Genomic DNA, 17,006 nt, shown 5'->3' on the forward strand with positions numbered 1-17,006 from the left:
GTTTCGATTGCTCCTCAGGCCTTGGCCGCAGCCACGGCTTTCTGCGCCGCATCGTTGAGATCGTCGGCCGGCGTGATCGCCAGGCCGGAGTTGGCCAGCAGCTCGCGGCCCTTCTCCACATTGGTGCCCTGCAGGCGCACCACCACCGGAATGGTCAGGCCCACTTCCTTGACCGCGGCAATGATGCCCTCGGCGATCAGGTCGCAGCGCACGATGCCACCGAAGATGTTGACCAGGATGCAGTTGACCTTGTCCGAGGACAGGATCAGCTTGAACGCCTCGGTCACGCGCTCCTTGGTGGCGCCGCCGCCGACGTCGAGGAAGTTGGCCGGCTCACCGCCCGCCAGCTTGATCACGTCCATGGTGGCCATCGCCAGGCCGGCGCCGTTGACCATGCAGCCGATGGTGCCGTCCATGGTCACGTAGTTGAGGTTGTGCTGCACGGCGGCGGCCTCGGCCGCGTCTTCCTGACTCAGGTCGCGCATCGCGGCCAGGTTCGGATGACGGAACTCGGCGTTGTCGTCGGAGTTGACCTTGCCGTCGAGCGCGGCGAGGTTGCCGTCCTCGAGGATCGCCAGCGGGTTCAGCTCGACCAGAGCGAGATCCTGCTCGTTGAACAGCTTGTACAGGCCCAGCATGATCTTGGTCAGCTGGTTGACCTGCTTGCCGTTGAGGTCCATGGCGAAGCCGAGCTGACGGCACTGGTACGGCTGCAGGCCTTCGACGAAGTCGACCACGATGGTGTGGATGTCTTCCGGGGTGTCCTTGGCCACCTGCTCGATATCCACGCCGCCGTGCTTGGAGGCGATGAACGAGACGGCCTTGGAGTCACGGTCGACCAGGATCGACAGGTACAGCTCCTTGGCGATGTCGGTGGCGTCGGTGACCAGCACCAGGTTCACCGGCAGCGCGCGACCGGCCGACTGGTAGGTTTCCATGTTGGCGCCGAGCATGCCCTTGGCGGCGGCGCGGACATCGTCGAGGCTGCGGCAGAACTTGACGCCGCCGGCCTTGCCGCGGCCGCCGGCGTGGATCTGCGCCTTGACCATCCACTGCGAACCGCCCAGGTGCTTGGCGGCATCGACGGCGGCGTCGGGGGAATTGGCAACCTTGCCCGGCGGAACGGCAATGCCGTACTGCGCGAACAGCTCTTTGGCCTGGTACTCGTGGAAATTCATTCGATACCTCGAGTGAATGGGGGACAGGTCGACCGCACGCATAACAACAAGACAGCGCGGGCTCGGGAGATCGGACGGCGGTTGGAGGGCGCTGCCGGCGTGCAAAGCGCTGGGTGGAACGGGCGGAGGGCGGCAACAGAGCGCGTCCACCGGCCATTGCAAAACGGCGCAGTACGGCCGCGCATTTTCGCAGCAGCGGGGCCGGATGGAAAGGGCGGGTGCCGGCAGGAGCGCTCCACGGCGCGCTGCGCAACGCGCGATCGCACGTCTATACTCGCCCGCGAGCCCCGATATCCGCCGTGGAGTGCCCTTCGACGTGTCCAGCGCAGCCCTGCCGCCCGCCTCGGGCAACCGTCGCGCCACCACGGCCACGCGCCACGAGCTTTTTTTCCTGAACTACTTCCGCCTGGCGCAGGCGGCGGTGTACGTGGCGCTGGCGTTCAGCCCGCTCGGCATGCAGTGGCTGCGGCTGACGCGTCCTGATTTCGCCCACGCCGTGGTGCTGAGCTATCTGCTGGTGGCGCTGGCGATCCTGCTGCTGACGCGCCGTCTCACCGCGATCGCCCCGCTGACCGTGTCGCTGACCCTGGTGGTGGACATCGGGGTCGCCGTGATGGCGGTGATCGCGATGCACGATGCGCGCATCGGCATCGCCATGATGCTGGCGGTCAACCTGAGCGCCGGCGCGCTGGTGTTGCCGCTGCGGCTGTCGCTGTTCTTCGCCTCGCTGGCCACGCTGGGCATGCTCGGGCACACCCTGCTGGAGACGCCGGACGGCAGCTCGATCGACAGCCATGAACTGCTGGAGGCGGGCCTGTTCGGGCTGGCCTATTTCGCCAGCACCTCGCTGTGCCACGTGCTCGGCCGCCAGCTGCGGGCCACCGAGGCGCTCGCCGAACAGCGCAGCACCGACCTGGCCAACATGGCCCAGGTCAACGAGCTGATCATCCGGCGCATGAAGACCGGCGTGCTGCTGGTGGACGATGCCAACCACATCCACCAGCTCAACGAGTCGGCCTGGATGCTTCTGGGCAACCCGTCCGCCGACAAGCGCGACCTCGGCCAGCTGGCGCCGGAGCTGTCGCGCCGGCTGTACCACTGGATGACCTCCGGCAAGCTCGACGAGACCGCTACCCAGCTGGCCGACGGCGTGCCCGAAGTGGTGCCGCGCTTCACCCGGCTGGCGCCGAACGACGACTCGCACGTGCTGATCTTCCTCGACGACACCTCGCTGCTGTCGCGCCGGGCCGAGGAGCTCACGCTCAGCTCGCTGGGCCGGCTGTCGGCCTCGATCGCCCACGAGATCCGCAACCCGCTGGCGGCGATCCGCTACTCGGCCCAGCTGCTGGCGGAGTCGCGCGACATGCCCGCGGCCGACCAGCGCATGGTGGAGATCATCAACAACCACTGCGTGCGGTTGAACGAGATCATCGAGAACATCCTGCAGCTGTCGCGGCGCGAGCGCTCGCGCCCGGAGACGCTGGACTTGGGCCACTGGGCCAATGCCTTCGTGGAGGAATACCGCCAGGGCAACGACATCGGCGAGGATTCGCTGCGGGTGATCAACTCCAGCGCGCCGGTGGCCGCCGTGGCCGATCCGCAGCAGCTGCAGCAGGTGGTGTGGAACCTGGTGCAGAACGCCCTGCGCTACGGACGCATGCCCGGCGAACCGGCGCGGGTGATGGTGGTGACGCGCCCGGGCGAGCACGGCGTGCCCACGCTCGAGGTGATCGACCGCGGCCCCGGCATCGCACCCAAGGTGGCGGCGCAGATCTTCGAGCCGTTCTACACCACCCACGAATACGGCACCGGGCTGGGGCTGTACCTGGCCCGACAGATGACCGAGGCCAACCAGGCGCTGCTGGAGTACGTGCGGGTTGCCGGCGGCGGCAGTTGTTTCCGCATCACGCTCACCCCCGCCCACGCGCGACAGACCGGCTCCGAGTCGAGCGCGGCAGAGGAAAAGCTCAGGTAGCGCGCATCACCAGCGCCACCGGCAGCACCTGTGAATCGGTGGCTTCGCCGCGGATCAGCGCCAGCATCTTCTGCGCCAGCAGGGTGCCGCCCTCCTGCCAGTCCTGCCGCACCGAACTGAGCGCCGGCTGGAACGCCGCCGCCATCGGCATGTCGTCGTAACCCACCACCGACACGTCGTCCGGCACCTTGCGGCCCTGCTCCTGCACCGCGCGAATCGCTCCCATCGCCAGCAGGTCGCTGCAGGCAAACAGCGCATCGAAGGTGACCCCGCGTGCGGCCAGCGAGTGCACCGCATCGATGCCCGAGGCCAGCGTGAACTCGTCGCGCCGCAACAGCAGCGGCTTCACTCCGTGCGCGGTCAGCGTGTCGACGAAACCGGTCAGCCGCTCGAAGATTTCCGGGTGGCTGGGATTGCCCACGAACACCGGGTGCCGCCGCCCCTGGCGCAGGAAGTGCTCGGCGACCAGCCTCCCGCCCATGCGATTGTCCGAGCCGACCACGGCGTGGGCATCGTCGTCGCCGCGCGCGCCCCACACCACCATCGGCAGGCCCAGTTTGTCGAACCGTCGCACCGCATCCTGCCGCACGCCCTGACCGAGCAGGATCAGGCCATCGGCCGCCTGCACCGCCGCCGCCGCCGCGCCCTGGCGGGTGGTCAGCAGCACGCTGTAGCCGGCGGCGGTGAGTTCCTGGGCGATGCCGCCGAGCAGGGTGAGCGGATAGGGATCGAGCATGGTGCGGTCGCTGGAGGGCTTCATCTCCACGATCACCGCCACGGTGTGGCTGCGGCGCAGGCGCAGGTTGCGCGCGCTCACGTTGAGCTTGTAGCCGTGGTCGCGCGCCAGCAACTGGATCCGTTCGCGCGTTTCCGGGGTCACCAGCGGGCTGTCGGCGAGCGCGCGCGAGACAGTGATCTTGGACACCCCGGCCAGCTCCGCGAGGTCCGCCATGGTGAGGCTGCCGCCGGCGGATGCGGGTTTGCGGGATCGACTCACTGCTGGGGCTCCATACCGGGGTCAACGTGTTCAGCCGCAGGCTGCCGTGCCGGCGTGTCGCCAGTGTGTCGATTTCTGCACCTTTCGTCTAACCCGTCGCACCGCGTCAAACTCCGGGGCCACCGGGCCCCGCGCGGCAGCGCGCAACGCGCCGGCACGTGGTTCGCGCTCGTTGCCGACGGGGACTCCTTCATGCTGCGCCGCGGCAATGTTATCGATGTCTTGATATCGATACCATTTACTGTCATGTTCACGCCGCCTTGCCGGCCGATCTGGCAATGCCGCAACAGAACACACGCCACGCCGGGGGATTCTTGGACAAGCTCGACACCGCACCGGCAGCTTCGCCGGTACCGACCGCCACACCTGCCGCCTCGCACTCCTCGCGGCTCCCGGACACCCCTGTCGACCCGTGGCGCATCGTGCGTCACGGCACCCATCCGGCCGATTTCGCGCAGGACGAAAGCCTGTTTGCGCTGGCCAACGGCGCCTTGGGCGTGCGCGGTGGCCTGGAGGAAGCGCCGGGCGGCTCGCACGGCAGCTTCCTGGCCGGCGCCTGGGAGCGCACGCCGATCGAGTACCACGAGCGCTTTCCGGGCTTTGCCGCGCATACCGACACGCGCATCCCGGTGGCCGACGCCATCGGCATCCACCTGCGCCTGGGCGACATCCCGGTGCGCTTGGCCGAGGGCGAGTGGCTGGGTTTCAGTCGTGAGCTCGACCTGCGCCAGGGCTGCTATCGCCGCATGCTGCGCTGGCGCTCCCCCGCCGGCGAGACGATCGAGATCCACGCCGAGCGGCTGGTGCCGCTGGACCACCCGGGGCTGATGGCAATTCGCTACCGCGTCGAGTCGGTCGACTACAACGGCGCGATCACGCTGGAGTCGTCCATCGATACCGCGCGCGACGCCATCGAGCAGGGTGCAGACCCGCGCATCGGTGTGCGGGTGGACGGCGGTTTCCACACCGAGCAGTCCGACGCCGACGAGGCGCGCGCGTGGCTGGTCCAGCGCACCAGCCACAGCGGCGTGCGCGTGGCCTGCGTGCAGAAGCACCGGCTGGATCGCCAGCTGCACTGCCGCTACGGGGGCCAGGCGGCCAACGGCGTGGCGCAGATCCACGAAGGCGAGCTGGCCCCGGGCACCTCGGTGACGCTGGAAAAGATCGTGGCCTACGCCTGGAGCGAACCGCACGCCGAGGACAGCGCCGATGCATTGCTTGCCCGCGCCGAAGGGGCGCTGGAGCACGCGCTGGCGCAGGGCTTCGACGGCCTGCTGGCGCTGCAGCAGCGCGCGCTGGCGCCGCTGTGGGAGCGCGCGGACCTGGCCATCGAGGGCGACCCGCGGGTGGAGCAGTCGCTGCGTTTCAACCTGTTCCACGTGTTCCAGTCGAGCGGCCGCGATGGCCACAGCTCCGCCGCCGCCAAGGGCCTCACCGGCGAAGGCTACGAGGGCCACTACTTCTGGGACGCCGAGGCCTTCATGCTGCCGGCACTGGTGAACGCGGCGCCGGAGCTGGCCCGCGGCATGCTCGTCTATCGCTACCGCACGCTCGACCGCGCGCGTGCCCATGCCCGCGAGATGAACCACGAGCGCGGTGCCCTGTATGCCTGGCGCACCATCAGCGGCGACGAGTGCTCGGCCTACTTTCCCAGCGGCTCGGCGCAGTACCACATCAACGCCGCGGTGGCCTGGGCGGTGCGGCTGTACGTGGACGCCAGCGGCGACCACGACTTCCTGCGCGAGCAGGGCGCCGAGATGCTGGTGGAAACGGCGCGCGTGTGGCTGGACATCGGCCACTTCAACCCGCGCCGCGGCGGTGCCTTCTGCATCCACTCGGTGACCGGGCCGGATGAGTACTCGGCGCTGGTGGACAACAACCACTACACCAACCGCATGGCGCAGCAGCACCTGCGCGACGCGGCGGCCACCGCACGCTGGCTGGCCGACGCGTACCCGCAGGACTGGGCCGCACTGGCCGCCCGCCTGGCGCTGCACGAGGACGAGATCGACCGCTGGCAGCGTGCCGCCGACGCGATGTACCTCCCCGTCGACGCGGCGCTGGGCGTGTTCCCGCAGGACGACGCCTTTCTCGACAAGCCGCGCCTGTGCCAGCGCACGCGCGCCCACGGCAAGCGTCCGCTGCTGCTGGAGATGCATCCGCTGACCATCTACCGGCACCAGGTCTGCAAGCAGGCCGACACCCTGCTGGCGCTGGTGCTGGCAGGCAACGACGTGGACCGCCAGACCAAGCGGCGCAACTTCGACTACTACGAAGGCGTGACCGTCCACGACTCCACCCTGTCCGCCTCCACCTTCGCGGTACTGGCCGCCGAAGTAGGCCGACACGACAAGGCCTACGCCTATTTCCTGGACACCTTGCGGGTGGACCTGGACGACCTGCACGGCAACGCCGCGCACGGTGTGCACATGGCGGCGATGGCCGGCAGTTGGCTCGCGCTCACCTGGGGCTTTGGCGGGCTGCGCGTGGTCGACGGCCTGCCGAGCCTTGCCCCAACCCTGCCGGCACGCTGGACGCGCTATCGCTTCGGGCTGCGCTGGCACAACGCGCAGCTGCGGGTGGAGGTCAGCCGCGAGACGGTGCGCTACAGCCTCGGCGGTACCGCGCCGCTGCAGTTTCGCCACCACGGCAGCGTGCACACGCTGGCACCGGGTGGGCAGCTGGACCTGCCGCTGCATCCGGCGCGCCTGCCGCGCCCGCTCAAGGCGGTGATCTTCGATCTGGATGGCGTCATCGCCGATACCGCCGTGGTGCATCACGCGGCGTGGAAGCAGCTGGCGGCGGAGATTGCCGTGCCGTTCGACGACGCCACCGGCGAGCGCATGAAGGGCGTGGACCGCCGCGGTTCGCTGGACATCCTGCTCGAGCGCGCCGAACGCGGCTACAGCGAGGAGGAGAAACACGCCCTTGCCGAGCGCAAGAACGCCTACTACCGCGACCAGATCGCGCAGTTCGGTCCACAGCACCTGCTGCCCGGCGCCCGCGACGCGATCGCCTCGACCCGCGCGGCCGGGCTGAAGATCGCGCTGGCCTCGGCCAGCCGCAACGCGCCGATGTTGCTGGAGCGGCTCGGCATCGCCGAGCTGTTCGACTACGTGGTCGACGCCGGACGCATCGCCCGCTCCAAGCCCGATCCGGCGATCTTCCTGGACGCTGCGCGCGGGGTGGGCGTCGCACCGCACGAATGCCTGGGCGTGGAAGACGCCGAGGCTGGCGTGGACAGCATTCTCGCGGCCGGGATGACCGCGGTGGCGGTGGGCGATTCGCCTGCCCTGGCGCATGCGGATGTGCAGTTACCGAACGTCGCCGCGTTCGACATCGCTCAGTACACAACCTAACGGCGAACCGGCGCGGCGCCGGGGGGCGGCGCGTCATCTCAAAACAAAGCTGTCACACAAGACTGATGGGGAGTTACCGCACATGCACACCAAGCACCTGACCCGATTGGCGCTATCGACGGCGATCGCCGCCACCCTGCTGCCCGCATTCGCGCTGGCACAGGACACGACCACGCAGGACGCCGGCACCGGCACCACGAGCAAGGCGCAGGCCAAGGCCGACGCCAGCAAGGCGAAGAACCTCGACCAGGTGGTGGTGACCGGCAATGCCGCCACCGGCGGCCTGCGCAAGATCGACGCCAGCTACTCGATCACCACGGCCACCGCCGAGCAGATCAAGATGGCCAACCCCAAGAGCACGGCCGACCTGTTGAAGATCGCGCCGGGCCTGTGGCCGGAATCGACCGGCGGCCAGACCGGCGCCAACATCGAGATCGCCGGCTTCCCGGGTGGCGGCGACGCGCCGTTCAACACGGTGCAGCTGATGGGCTCGCCGCTGTACGGCATGCCCACGCTGTCGTTCTTCGAGCAGACCACGATCTTCCGCCTCGACGACACCGTCGACCGGGCGGAAATCGTGCTCGGCGGTCCGTCGGTGGTGTTCGCCGACGGCCAGATCGGCGCCACCGAGAACTTCATCCTCAAGCAGGGCACCGAGGTGCCGTCCGGCAGCATCGGCGTTACCTACGGCAACGAGAACCTGCGCCGCGTCGACGGCTTCTTCGGCTTTCCGATTGCCACCGACTGGTACGGCAGCGTCGGCGGCTTCTACCGGGTGTCCGACGGCGTACGCGATCCGCAGTTCGCCGCCGACAAGGGCGGCCAGTACACCGGCACCCTCACCCACGACAGCGACAACGGCACCATGACGCTGTACGCGCGCGTGCTCAACGACCGCAACCAGTTCATCACGCCGATCCCGCTGATCCAGCGCGGCACCGACAACTTCAGCGCCTACCCGGGCTTCGATCCGCTCACCGACACGTACTACAGCAAGGCGATCCAGCACGTGTTCCTGGCCGGCTATCCCGGCGGCGGCACCAGCGCCAACCTGGCCAACGGCCGCGGCGCGAAGATGAGCTTCTTCGGCGGCAACTTCGACTACAGCCTGGGCGACGGCTGGAACCTGTCGGACAAGTTCCTCATCAACCAGGGTGATGTCGACACCAACGCGCTGTTCTCGGGCAACAACCCGCTGAGCCTGGGCGCTTTCCTCGACGCCAGCACACCCGACACCAGTGTTGCCAGCGCCAACTACGTGGGCGGCGGCGCGGTCGACCCGGGCCAGAGCGTGATCTCGCAGGGCTGGTGGTACATCCACAAGCACCTGAAGAACATGAGCAACGACTTCCGCCTGAGCAAGGAGCTGTTCGAGGGCAACACGCTCACCGCCGGCGTGTACCTGGCCCACTACACCGACGACGACAAGTGGGCGCTGGGCAACCAGATGCTGATGACCAACACGCCCAACGCCACGCCGATCACCGTCAGCTACCTCGATGGCGGACAGAACTATCAGCTCACCGACAACCAGGGCTTCCTCGACAACGGCGGCTACAACATCACCGAGCGCGGCAAGGCGACCAACAAGGCGTTCTACCTGTCCGACTCGTGGCGCGTGGGCAAGTGGCTGTTCGACCTGTCCGGTCGCATCGAGAACCAGGATGCGCAGAACGTGGTGTGCAACCTGAGCAACGTGGATCTCGACGGCAACCAGAACACGCTCTACAACAACTCGGTGCCGGTGTGTAACGGCACCTTCTCCACCACCAACTACGACAAGACCCACCCGTCGTGGACCTTCGGCGTGAACTACACGCTGGCGGACAACATGAGCGTGTACTTCCGCGCCAACAAGGGCGCGCATTTCGGCGACTTCGACAACGCGCTGCGCGGCAACACCACCGGCAACACGCCGCCGCTGCAGAAGGTGCAGAACTTCGAGGCGGGCTACAAGTACCAGTCCGACAAGCTCTACGCCGACATCAGCGTGTACCACCGCCAGTTCAACGGCCTCACCTACCAGCCGACCGACGGCGCCGGCGCGCCGGTCGGCGCGCAGTCGCTTTACGGCTCCGATTCCAAGGGCATCAACTTCACCGGCTACGTCATCCCGATCGAGCACCTCAAGCTGCAGCTGGTGGCGAACTACCTGGACGGCCACTACTCGCACAACAACTCGTGCCTGAAGTACGTCAACCAGGTCACCGGCGACGGCTGCGCGTTCATCAACGGCAAGCAGCTGCAGCGCCAGCCCAAGTTGCACTACGCGTTCACGCCCAGCTACACGCTGCCGTTCGCCTGGGGCGACGTCACCGCGTTCGTCACCTACACCCATGTCGGCCCGCACACGCAGGACCAGACAGCACTGCAGCAGCTGGGCTCGTACAACACCGTCGACTTCGGCGTGGTGGCGAACATCGAGCAGAACTGGCAGCTGCGCCTGCAGGGCACCAACATGACCAACGAGCTGGGCCTGACCGAAAGCAACTCGCGCATCTTCGGCGCCGCCAACGGCACCGACGGCGTGATCCTGGCCCGTCCGCTGGAAGGCCGCGAAGTGAACGTGCAGGTGAAGTACCTGTTCTGATGGGCCGGCGCGTCGGGGCAGAGGCCGAACCACCTGCCCCAACGCGCCCAGGCGTTACTTCGTACGTTGCGTAGCGCGTGCACCTCGCGCGCTACGCAGCGCTGTTTTCGCGATCCACCGATCGAGAGCCGCATGAAACGATTCCGCATGGTCGCCGCGCTGGCGCTGATCTACATGGTGTTCGCGATCCTGCTCAACAGCGTCGGCACGGTGATCCTGCAGGCGATGGCCAGCTTCGGCGTGGACAAGCCGCAGGCCAGCCTGCTGGAGTTGTTCAAGGACCTGCCGATTGCGGTCACCTCGTTCGTGGTGGCCTCGTTCCTGCCCCTGCTCGGCTATCGCCGGGCAATGATGGGCGCGCTCACCATCGTCGGCGGCGCCTGCCTGCTGATGCCGATGTTTCCCGGTTTCCACACCACCGAATTCCTCTTTGCCTGCGTCGGCGTGGCGTTTGCGCTGGCGAAGGTGGCCGTCTATTCCTCGATCGGCCTGCTCACCGCCGACCGCGCCGAGCATTCGCGGCTGACCAACACCATCGAAGGCCTGTTCATGGTCGGCGTGCTCGCTGGCGGCTGGCTGTACAGCGCCTTCATCGATCCGGCCAACCCGGCCGACCCCGCGTGGCTGCGGGTGTACTGGCTGCTGGCACTGATGTGCGGCGCGGTGATCGCGCTGCTGGCAGTGTCGCCGCTGGACGAGTCGGCCGCGCGCGACGATACGCGGCCATCGCCCGCCGGATCGGTCGGGCAAATGCTGCGGCTGCTGGTGCGGCCGCTGGTGTACGTGTTCCTGCTGTCGGCGTTCCTGTACGTGCTGATCGAGCAGAGCTTCAGCACCTGGCTGCCCACCTTCAACAACGAGATCCTCAAGCTGCCCAATGCGATGAGCATCCAGATGGCCTCGATCCTGGCGGGCGCTACGGCGGTGGGCCGGCTCGCAGCTGGGCAGGCGCTACGCCGGGTGAGCTGGCACCGGTTGCTCAACGGCTGCGTGCTGGCGATGGCCGCGCTGGTGCTGCTGGTGCTGCCGCTGGCGCGCGGGGTCACGGTGGACGCCTCGGTGGGCTGGAGCAGCGCGCCGGTGGCGGCCTACCTGATTCCGCTGATCGGCCTGCTGATGGCGCCGATCTACCCGGTGATCAACTCCGTCGCCCTGAGCTCGCTGCCCAAGCCCTCGCATGCGGCGATGACCGGGCTGATCGTGATCTTCTCCGCCCTGGGCGGCACGCTCGGCTCGCGCATCACCGCGATGGTGTTCGCCCGCTTCGGCGGCATCCACGCGTTCTACTTCTCGCTGGTGCCGATGACGCTGGTGCTGGTGACGCTGTTCTTCTTCCGCCGCGAGACCGAACGCGCCGGCACGCTGACGCCGGTGGCGGTCGGGCTGGGCGCGAAATAGGCCAGTCAGCCGGCTCATCGAAAATCATCCGGCGGCGTCGCACGCCGCCCCTGCCAGGAGACTCACCATGGCCGTGCACCGCCTTCCGTCATGCCTGCTGGCGCTGTGCGCCGTCTTCGCCACTGGCGCGCGCGCCGCCGACACGGGCGCCGCCACCGACCCGAGCTTCCTGCTCACCGGCACCGCGAAGGACTTCGACCACTACTTCCCCAGCTACCTGGCCAACGGCTACTTCTCGACCATGACCACGGTGCGCGGCACCGAGCCGGCCATGGGCTACATGGTCGCGCTGATGGACTACGCCAAGGGCGACATTTCGCGGCCGGCCGCCATTCCCGGCTGGAGCGAGATCGACTACAACCCCGGTGGCGGCTGGCTCAACGCCACGCGGCTGGACGCGTCGATTTTTGCCGGCTACGCGCAGACGCTGAACCTGCACGACGCCACGCTCACCACGCGCTACCGGTTCCAGTACGCCGGCAAGGCAACCGACGTGCAGGTAGTGAGCTTCGTCAGCCAGGCCGATCCGCACCTGGCGGCGACGCAGCTGGCGATCACGCCGCAATTCAGCGGCGAAATCCGGCTCACCTTTCCGATCCGGCTGTGGTCCGAGCACCAGCCGCGGTTTCCGATCGCCCGCATGAGCGGCGACGAGATGATCGACGCCGTGATCGCCAGCGGCCAGACGCTGCAGAACAAGCCCGTGCCCACCCCGGATCGGGCGCCGGTGTGGTATCCCGGCATGGTGCGCATCCTGGCCGCCGGCGGCGACGCCGGCGACCGCACGTTGACCGTCGACGGTCGCGCCGAACAGGGTCCGGCCATGGCCGAGGCCGCGGCAATCGACTTGCCGCAGGGCCTGGAGATCACCGCCGCCGCCGTGGTGCGCGGCCCGCACAAGCTCTCGCTGGACGTGACCGCGCGGGTGCGCCAGGGACAGCGCTACGTGTTCACCAAGTACATTGCCGCCTCTCGCCAGGGCTGGGGCGGCGACGCCGCTGCCGACCGGGCGCTGGCGATGGAAGCGCGCGCCAGAGGCTTCGGCGCGCTGCGCGCCGCCCACGTGGCCGCGTGGCACCGGCTGTGGGAATCCGACATCGTGGTGGACGGCGACCCGGCCGTGCAGCGGGCGATCCACTCCGACCTCTACTACCTGCTGTCCAACAGCACCGTCGGTACCGCCTGGCCGATGGGTGCCTGCGCACTTACCCCGGGCTACGCCGGGCACGCGTTCTGGGACAGCGACTCGTGGGTGTTCCCGGCGCTGCTGCTGCTGCATCCGGAGCGGGCCAGGCCGATCGTGATGTTCCGAGCCCGCACCATGGGGCCGGCGCGGGCGCGGGCGGCGCAGTACGGTGCGCGCGGCACCATGTACCCATGGGAGGCAGACCCGGAGACCGGCGTCGACCAGACCCCGCACTTTGCCTACGACGTGTATCGCGAGATCCACGTCAACGCCGATATCGCCATCGCGCAATGGCAGTACTACCTGGCCACCGGCGACCAGGCGTGGCTGAAACAGTACGGCTGGCCGGTGATCGAGGGCGTGGCGCAGTTCTGGGCCAGCCGGGTGACCCACGACCCGGTGCACGACCGCTACGAGATCCACCACGTCACCTCGCCCGACGAGGCCTACAACGACGTGCCGAACGACGCCTTCACCAATGCCGCCGCGCAAAAGGCGTTGCGCATCGCGGTAAAGGCGGCACGCGCGGTCGGTGCCACACCGGACCCCCGCTGGCGCGAAATCGCCGACGGCATGCTGATTCCGTTCGATGCCGCGGCACAACGGCACCACGACTTCGACCCCTCCGTGCCGCACGACAAGATCACCTGGATGGGCTCCTCGCTGGCCTGGTTGATGTACCCCAACCTGGATCTGCCGATGTCGCCACAGGTGCGCCGCAACGACTTCGACTTCCAGCTGCACGAGCTGAAGGTGCATGGCGACGATCCCAACGAAATGATGATGGTGATGCTGGCCGTGGGCGCCGCAGAGCTCGGCGATGCCGACGCCGCCAAGGCATGGATCGAGCGCAACCTGGTCGGCTTCCTGAAGCCGCCGTTCAACGTGCGCACGGAGACCGTCGCCAACAATGCCGGCTACCTGCTGGCCACCTCGGCCGGGTTCGTGCAGAGCTTCGTCTACGGTCTCAGCGGCCTGCGTATCGACGACGCCGGGCTGGAAGCGGCCTATGCACCGGTGCTGCCGCCGGGCTGGCGCTCGGTGACGCTCAGGCAGGTGAGCTTCCGCGGGCAACGCTACGACATCACCATCGCGCGCGATGCCGCCGGCAAGGTCACGCTGACGCGCCACGCACGATGACCGCGGCGGCCGCGCGGCCGCGTCGTTCACGCGCGGCATCGCGACGGCAGTGCCGAACCCGTCGCAGCGCCAGCCACCGCGCTTTGCCGCCCGCAGGCGCGGCGAGTATCCTGCCCGACAGTCCCCCAATGCCTTGAACCATGAGCCTACAGACCGTACTGGTCATCGACGACGAACGTGATATCCGGGAGCTGCTGACCATCACCCTCGGGCGCATGGACCTGCAGGTGGACGCCGTGGGCACCGTGGCCGAAGCCCGCCGCGCGTTGGCCGAGCGCAGCTACGATTTGTGCTTCACCGACATGCGGCTGCCCGACGGCACCGGCCATGAAGTGATCGAGCTGATCGCCGACGAGCACCCCGACACACCGGTGGCGATGATCACGGCCTACGGCAACGTCGATGCAGCGGTCAGCGCGCTCAAGGCGGGTGCCTTCGATTTCGTTTCCAAACCGGTCGACATCCAGATGCTGCGGCGCCTGGTGCGCACGGCGCTGAAGCTGGCCGAGGAAAAGCGCAGCGAGAGCAGCACCCGCACCGGCGCCAGCGCGATGGATCGGCTGATCGGCGAGTCGGCGGTGATGCAGCAGGTGCGCACCACCATCGGCAAGCTCGCCCGCAACCAGGCCCCGGTGTACATCGCCGGCGAGTCGGGCGTGGGCAAGGAGCTGGTGGCGCGGCTGATCCACGAGCAGGGGCCGCGGGCCAGCGGCCCGTTCATCCCGGTCAACTGCGGCGCGATTCCCACCGAGTTGATGGAGAGCGAATTCTTCGGCCATCGCAAGGGCAGCTTCACCGGCGCAGTCAGCGACAAGGAGGGGCTGTTCCAGGCCGCCAACGGCGGCACGCTGTTCCTGGACGAGGTGGCCGAGCTGCCGCTGCACATGCAGGTGAAGCTGCTGCGTGCGATCCAGGAAAAAGCCGTGCGGCCGATCGGCGCGCGCGAGGAAGTGCTGGTGGACGTGCGCATTCTTTCGGCCACGCACAAGAATCTCGCCGCGCTGGTCGAACAGGGCCAGTTCCGCCAGGATCTCTTCTACCGCATCAACGTGATCGAGCTGCGCGTGCCGCCGCTGCGCGAGCGTCGCGGCGACGTGCCGCTGCTGGCCGCGCACATCCTGCGCCAGCTCGCCGCCAAGAGCGGCACCGCGCCGGGCAAGCTGCTGCCGGCGGCGCAGCAGGCGCTGGACGACTACGACTTTCCCGGCAACGTGCGCGAGCTGGAGAACGTGCTCGAGCGCGCGATGGCGATGAGCGACGGCGAGAGCATCGACGCGGCCGACCTGATGCTGCCCCAGCGCAGCGCAAGGCCGGCTCATGAAGCCGGCGTGGGTGCCGCAGCGGGCCTGGGCCCCGCCGCAATCGCACCCCCGTTGACTGCACCGGCCGGCGGCGTGGCGCTGGATGACTACATCAGCAACCTCGAGCGCACCGCGATCATGAAGGCGCTGGAGGAGTCGCGCTACAACAAGACCGCGGCCGCCAAGAAGCTCGGCATCACCTTCCGCGCGCTGCGCTACAAGCTCAAGAAGCTCGGCATCGACTGATCCGCCCCGGCGGATCGCCCGTGCCCACGGCCACCGCTCAGGTGGCCGTGCTGTTTTTCAGGGCAGTACGCATGGTGCGCAGCAGGGCCTTGGTGGTTACCGGCTTGTTGACCACGTGCAGATGGTCAAGCGCGGGCAGCTCCTCCAGGTTGGGCGGCGATTCCGGCCGCGCCAGCAGCAGCACCGGGCCGCCGTAACCGTGCTCGACCAGCGCCGCCAGTGTGCGCACGCCGGTGAACAGGTTCATCTCCGCGTCCATCACCACCACGTCCGGCAGCCCGTGCGCCTCGATCCACTGCAGCGCCACCGTGCCGCTCTGGCTGGTGTGCGACTGGTAGCCATAGGCATCGAGCATGTCCGACAGCAGCGACAGCTGCGCGGCCTCCTCCACCACCACCAGCACGCTCTCCGCCTCGCCCTGCAGGTTGTCTTCGGCGCCGGCCTCCTGGCTGGCGGCATCCTCGCGCAGCTGCATCAGCGGGATGTAAAGGTGGAACCGCGTGCCCTGGCCCGGGGTGCTGTCCACGCGCATCACGCCGCCGTGGCTGGCCACGATCCGCTTGCACGACAGCAGGCCCAGGCCGGTGCCGGCTTTCTTGGTGGTGAAGAACGGCTCGAACAGCCGCTCCAGCGTCTCCGGATCCATGCCCTGCCCGGTGTCGGCCACGGTCAGGCGCAGGTAGTCGCCATCCTGCGGCTCCTCGCCCTGCAGGAAGAAATCCGGCGACAGGCTGACCCGCGCCGACTCGATCTTCAGGTGGCCGCCATCAGGCATCGCCTGGATCGCATTCAGGCACAGGTTGAGCAGGCACTGCTGCAGCTCGGTGTGATTGCCCTCGAAGGAGAGATCGGGATCATCGAGCGTCACGTCCATGTTGATCGAACGCGGCATGGAGCCCTGCAGCAGCAGGTCGAGCGCTTCCATCAGCCCGCCCAGCCGCACCTGCTCGGCGCGACGCGCGCCGCGGGCGAACGAGAGCATCGACTGCACCATGTCCAGCCCGCGCTTGCCGCAGTCGCGCACCAGCGCACCGAGCCGCGCCAGGCGCGGGTCGTCGGCGTAGTCCTGCAGGCTGTCGCCGGCCAGCAGCAGCGGCTGCAGCAGGTTGCGTAGATCGTGGCTGAGGCCGCCGGCGAGCATGGCCAGCGCCTCGAAGCGCTGGGCCCGGATCAGCTCCGACTCGGCGCGCCGGGCGGCCCGGCGGGCGTCCGCCTCGACCAGCGCGCGGCGCACCGCGCTGGCCAGTCGCGCCGGGTTCTGCTTGAGGATGTAATCGGTCGCGCCGTTGTGCAGCGCCTCGATGGCGGCCTCCTCACCCAGCGTGGCCGACACGAAGATGAACGGCGTGTCCTCGTCGCGGGCACGCAGCAACTCCAGCGCACGCTGGCCGGAGAACCCGGGCATGCTGAGGTCGGACAGCACGATGTGGGGCTGGAACTGCTCCAGCGCCTGCAGGTAGAGCTGCTCGTCGTCGACGAGCTGCACGCTGTAGTCGATGCCGTCGGCATCGAGTTCGCCGAGCACCAGCTCGGCGTCGAGCGCGCTGTCTTCGACCTGCAGCACGCGAATGGTGGGCAACGCCCGAGTCTGCCTTTGAGGCATGGATGGCTTCCGAGGTATCCCTTGACGCCTGCG

At 68.4% G+C, this 17,006-nt stretch carries 9 protein-coding genes; 6 read left to right on the forward strand and 3 right to left on the reverse strand.

Translation table 11 applies throughout. The annotated features are described in order from the left end of the window. Positions 1 to 14: 14 nt before the first annotated feature. Positions 15 to 1,178 carry an ADP-forming succinate--CoA ligase subunit beta gene (gene sucC / locus VFG40_RS13915; protein ID WP_324898501.1) on the reverse strand — a complete coding sequence of 388 codons (1,164 nt, stop codon included), beginning with the start codon at positions 1,176 to 1,178 and terminating at the stop codon, positions 15 to 17. A gap of 316 nt (positions 1,179 to 1,494) precedes the next feature. On the opposite strand from sucC, the gene VFG40_RS13920 reads away from it, so the two are divergent. Continuing rightward, on the forward strand, positions 1,495 to 3,153 hold the full coding sequence (locus VFG40_RS13920) for a sensor histidine kinase (RefSeq protein ID WP_324898503.1): 1,659 nt from the start codon (positions 1,495 to 1,497) through the stop codon (positions 3,151 to 3,153). Here the strand turns inward: VFG40_RS13920 and VFG40_RS13925 are convergent. Next, complete coding sequence (locus VFG40_RS13925; protein WP_324898653.1) at positions 3,146 to 4,105, reverse strand: LacI family DNA-binding transcriptional regulator; 960 nt, start codon at positions 4,103 to 4,105, stop codon at positions 3,146 to 3,148. The genes VFG40_RS13920 and VFG40_RS13925 overlap by 8 nt on opposite strands. Positions 4,106 to 4,464: 359 nt before the next feature. Between VFG40_RS13925 and pgmB the strand changes: the two genes are divergently transcribed. The 5 genes from pgmB to VFG40_RS13950 all read left to right on the forward strand — a co-directional run bounded on the left by pgmB (position 4,465) and on the right by VFG40_RS13950 (position 15,370). Next, positions 4,465 to 7,509 carry a beta-phosphoglucomutase gene (gene pgmB / locus VFG40_RS13930; protein WP_324898505.1) on the forward strand — a complete coding sequence of 1,015 codons (3,045 nt, stop codon included), beginning with the start codon at positions 4,465 to 4,467 and terminating at the stop codon, positions 7,507 to 7,509. 82 nt (positions 7,510 to 7,591) lie between these two features. Further along, a complete protein-coding gene (locus VFG40_RS13935) occupies positions 7,592 to 10,099 on the forward strand; it encodes a TonB-dependent receptor (protein ID WP_324898507.1) in 2,508 nt (835 codons plus the stop codon). Between the two features lie 132 nt (positions 10,100 to 10,231). Continuing rightward, positions 10,232 to 11,497 carry an MFS transporter gene (locus VFG40_RS13940; RefSeq protein WP_324898509.1) on the forward strand — a complete coding sequence of 422 codons (1,266 nt, stop codon included), beginning with the start codon at positions 10,232 to 10,234 and terminating at the stop codon, positions 11,495 to 11,497. Between the two features lie 67 nt (positions 11,498 to 11,564). Next, positions 11,565 to 13,823, forward strand: coding sequence for a glycosyl hydrolase family 95 catalytic domain-containing protein (locus VFG40_RS13945; RefSeq protein ID WP_324898511.1), 2,259 nt, complete (start codon positions 11,565 to 11,567; stop codon positions 13,821 to 13,823). A gap of 140 nt (positions 13,824 to 13,963) precedes the next feature. Then, complete coding sequence (locus VFG40_RS13950) at positions 13,964 to 15,370, forward strand: sigma-54-dependent transcriptional regulator (RefSeq protein ID WP_324898513.1); 1,407 nt, start codon at positions 13,964 to 13,966, stop codon at positions 15,368 to 15,370. A gap of 37 nt (positions 15,371 to 15,407) precedes the next feature. Here the strand turns inward: VFG40_RS13950 and VFG40_RS13955 are convergent, their stop codons facing one another. Further along, the gene (locus VFG40_RS13955; RefSeq protein WP_324898515.1) at positions 15,408 to 16,973 is read right to left on the reverse strand and encodes a hybrid sensor histidine kinase/response regulator; all 1,566 of its coding nucleotides are present in this window, start codon (positions 16,971 to 16,973) and stop codon (positions 15,408 to 15,410) included. Between the last annotated feature and the right edge of the window lie 33 nt (positions 16,974 to 17,006).

It is taken from the genome of Dyella sp. (genome assembly GCF_035685805.1).
GTDB lineage: Bacteria > Pseudomonadota > Gammaproteobacteria > Xanthomonadales > Rhodanobacteraceae > Dyella_A.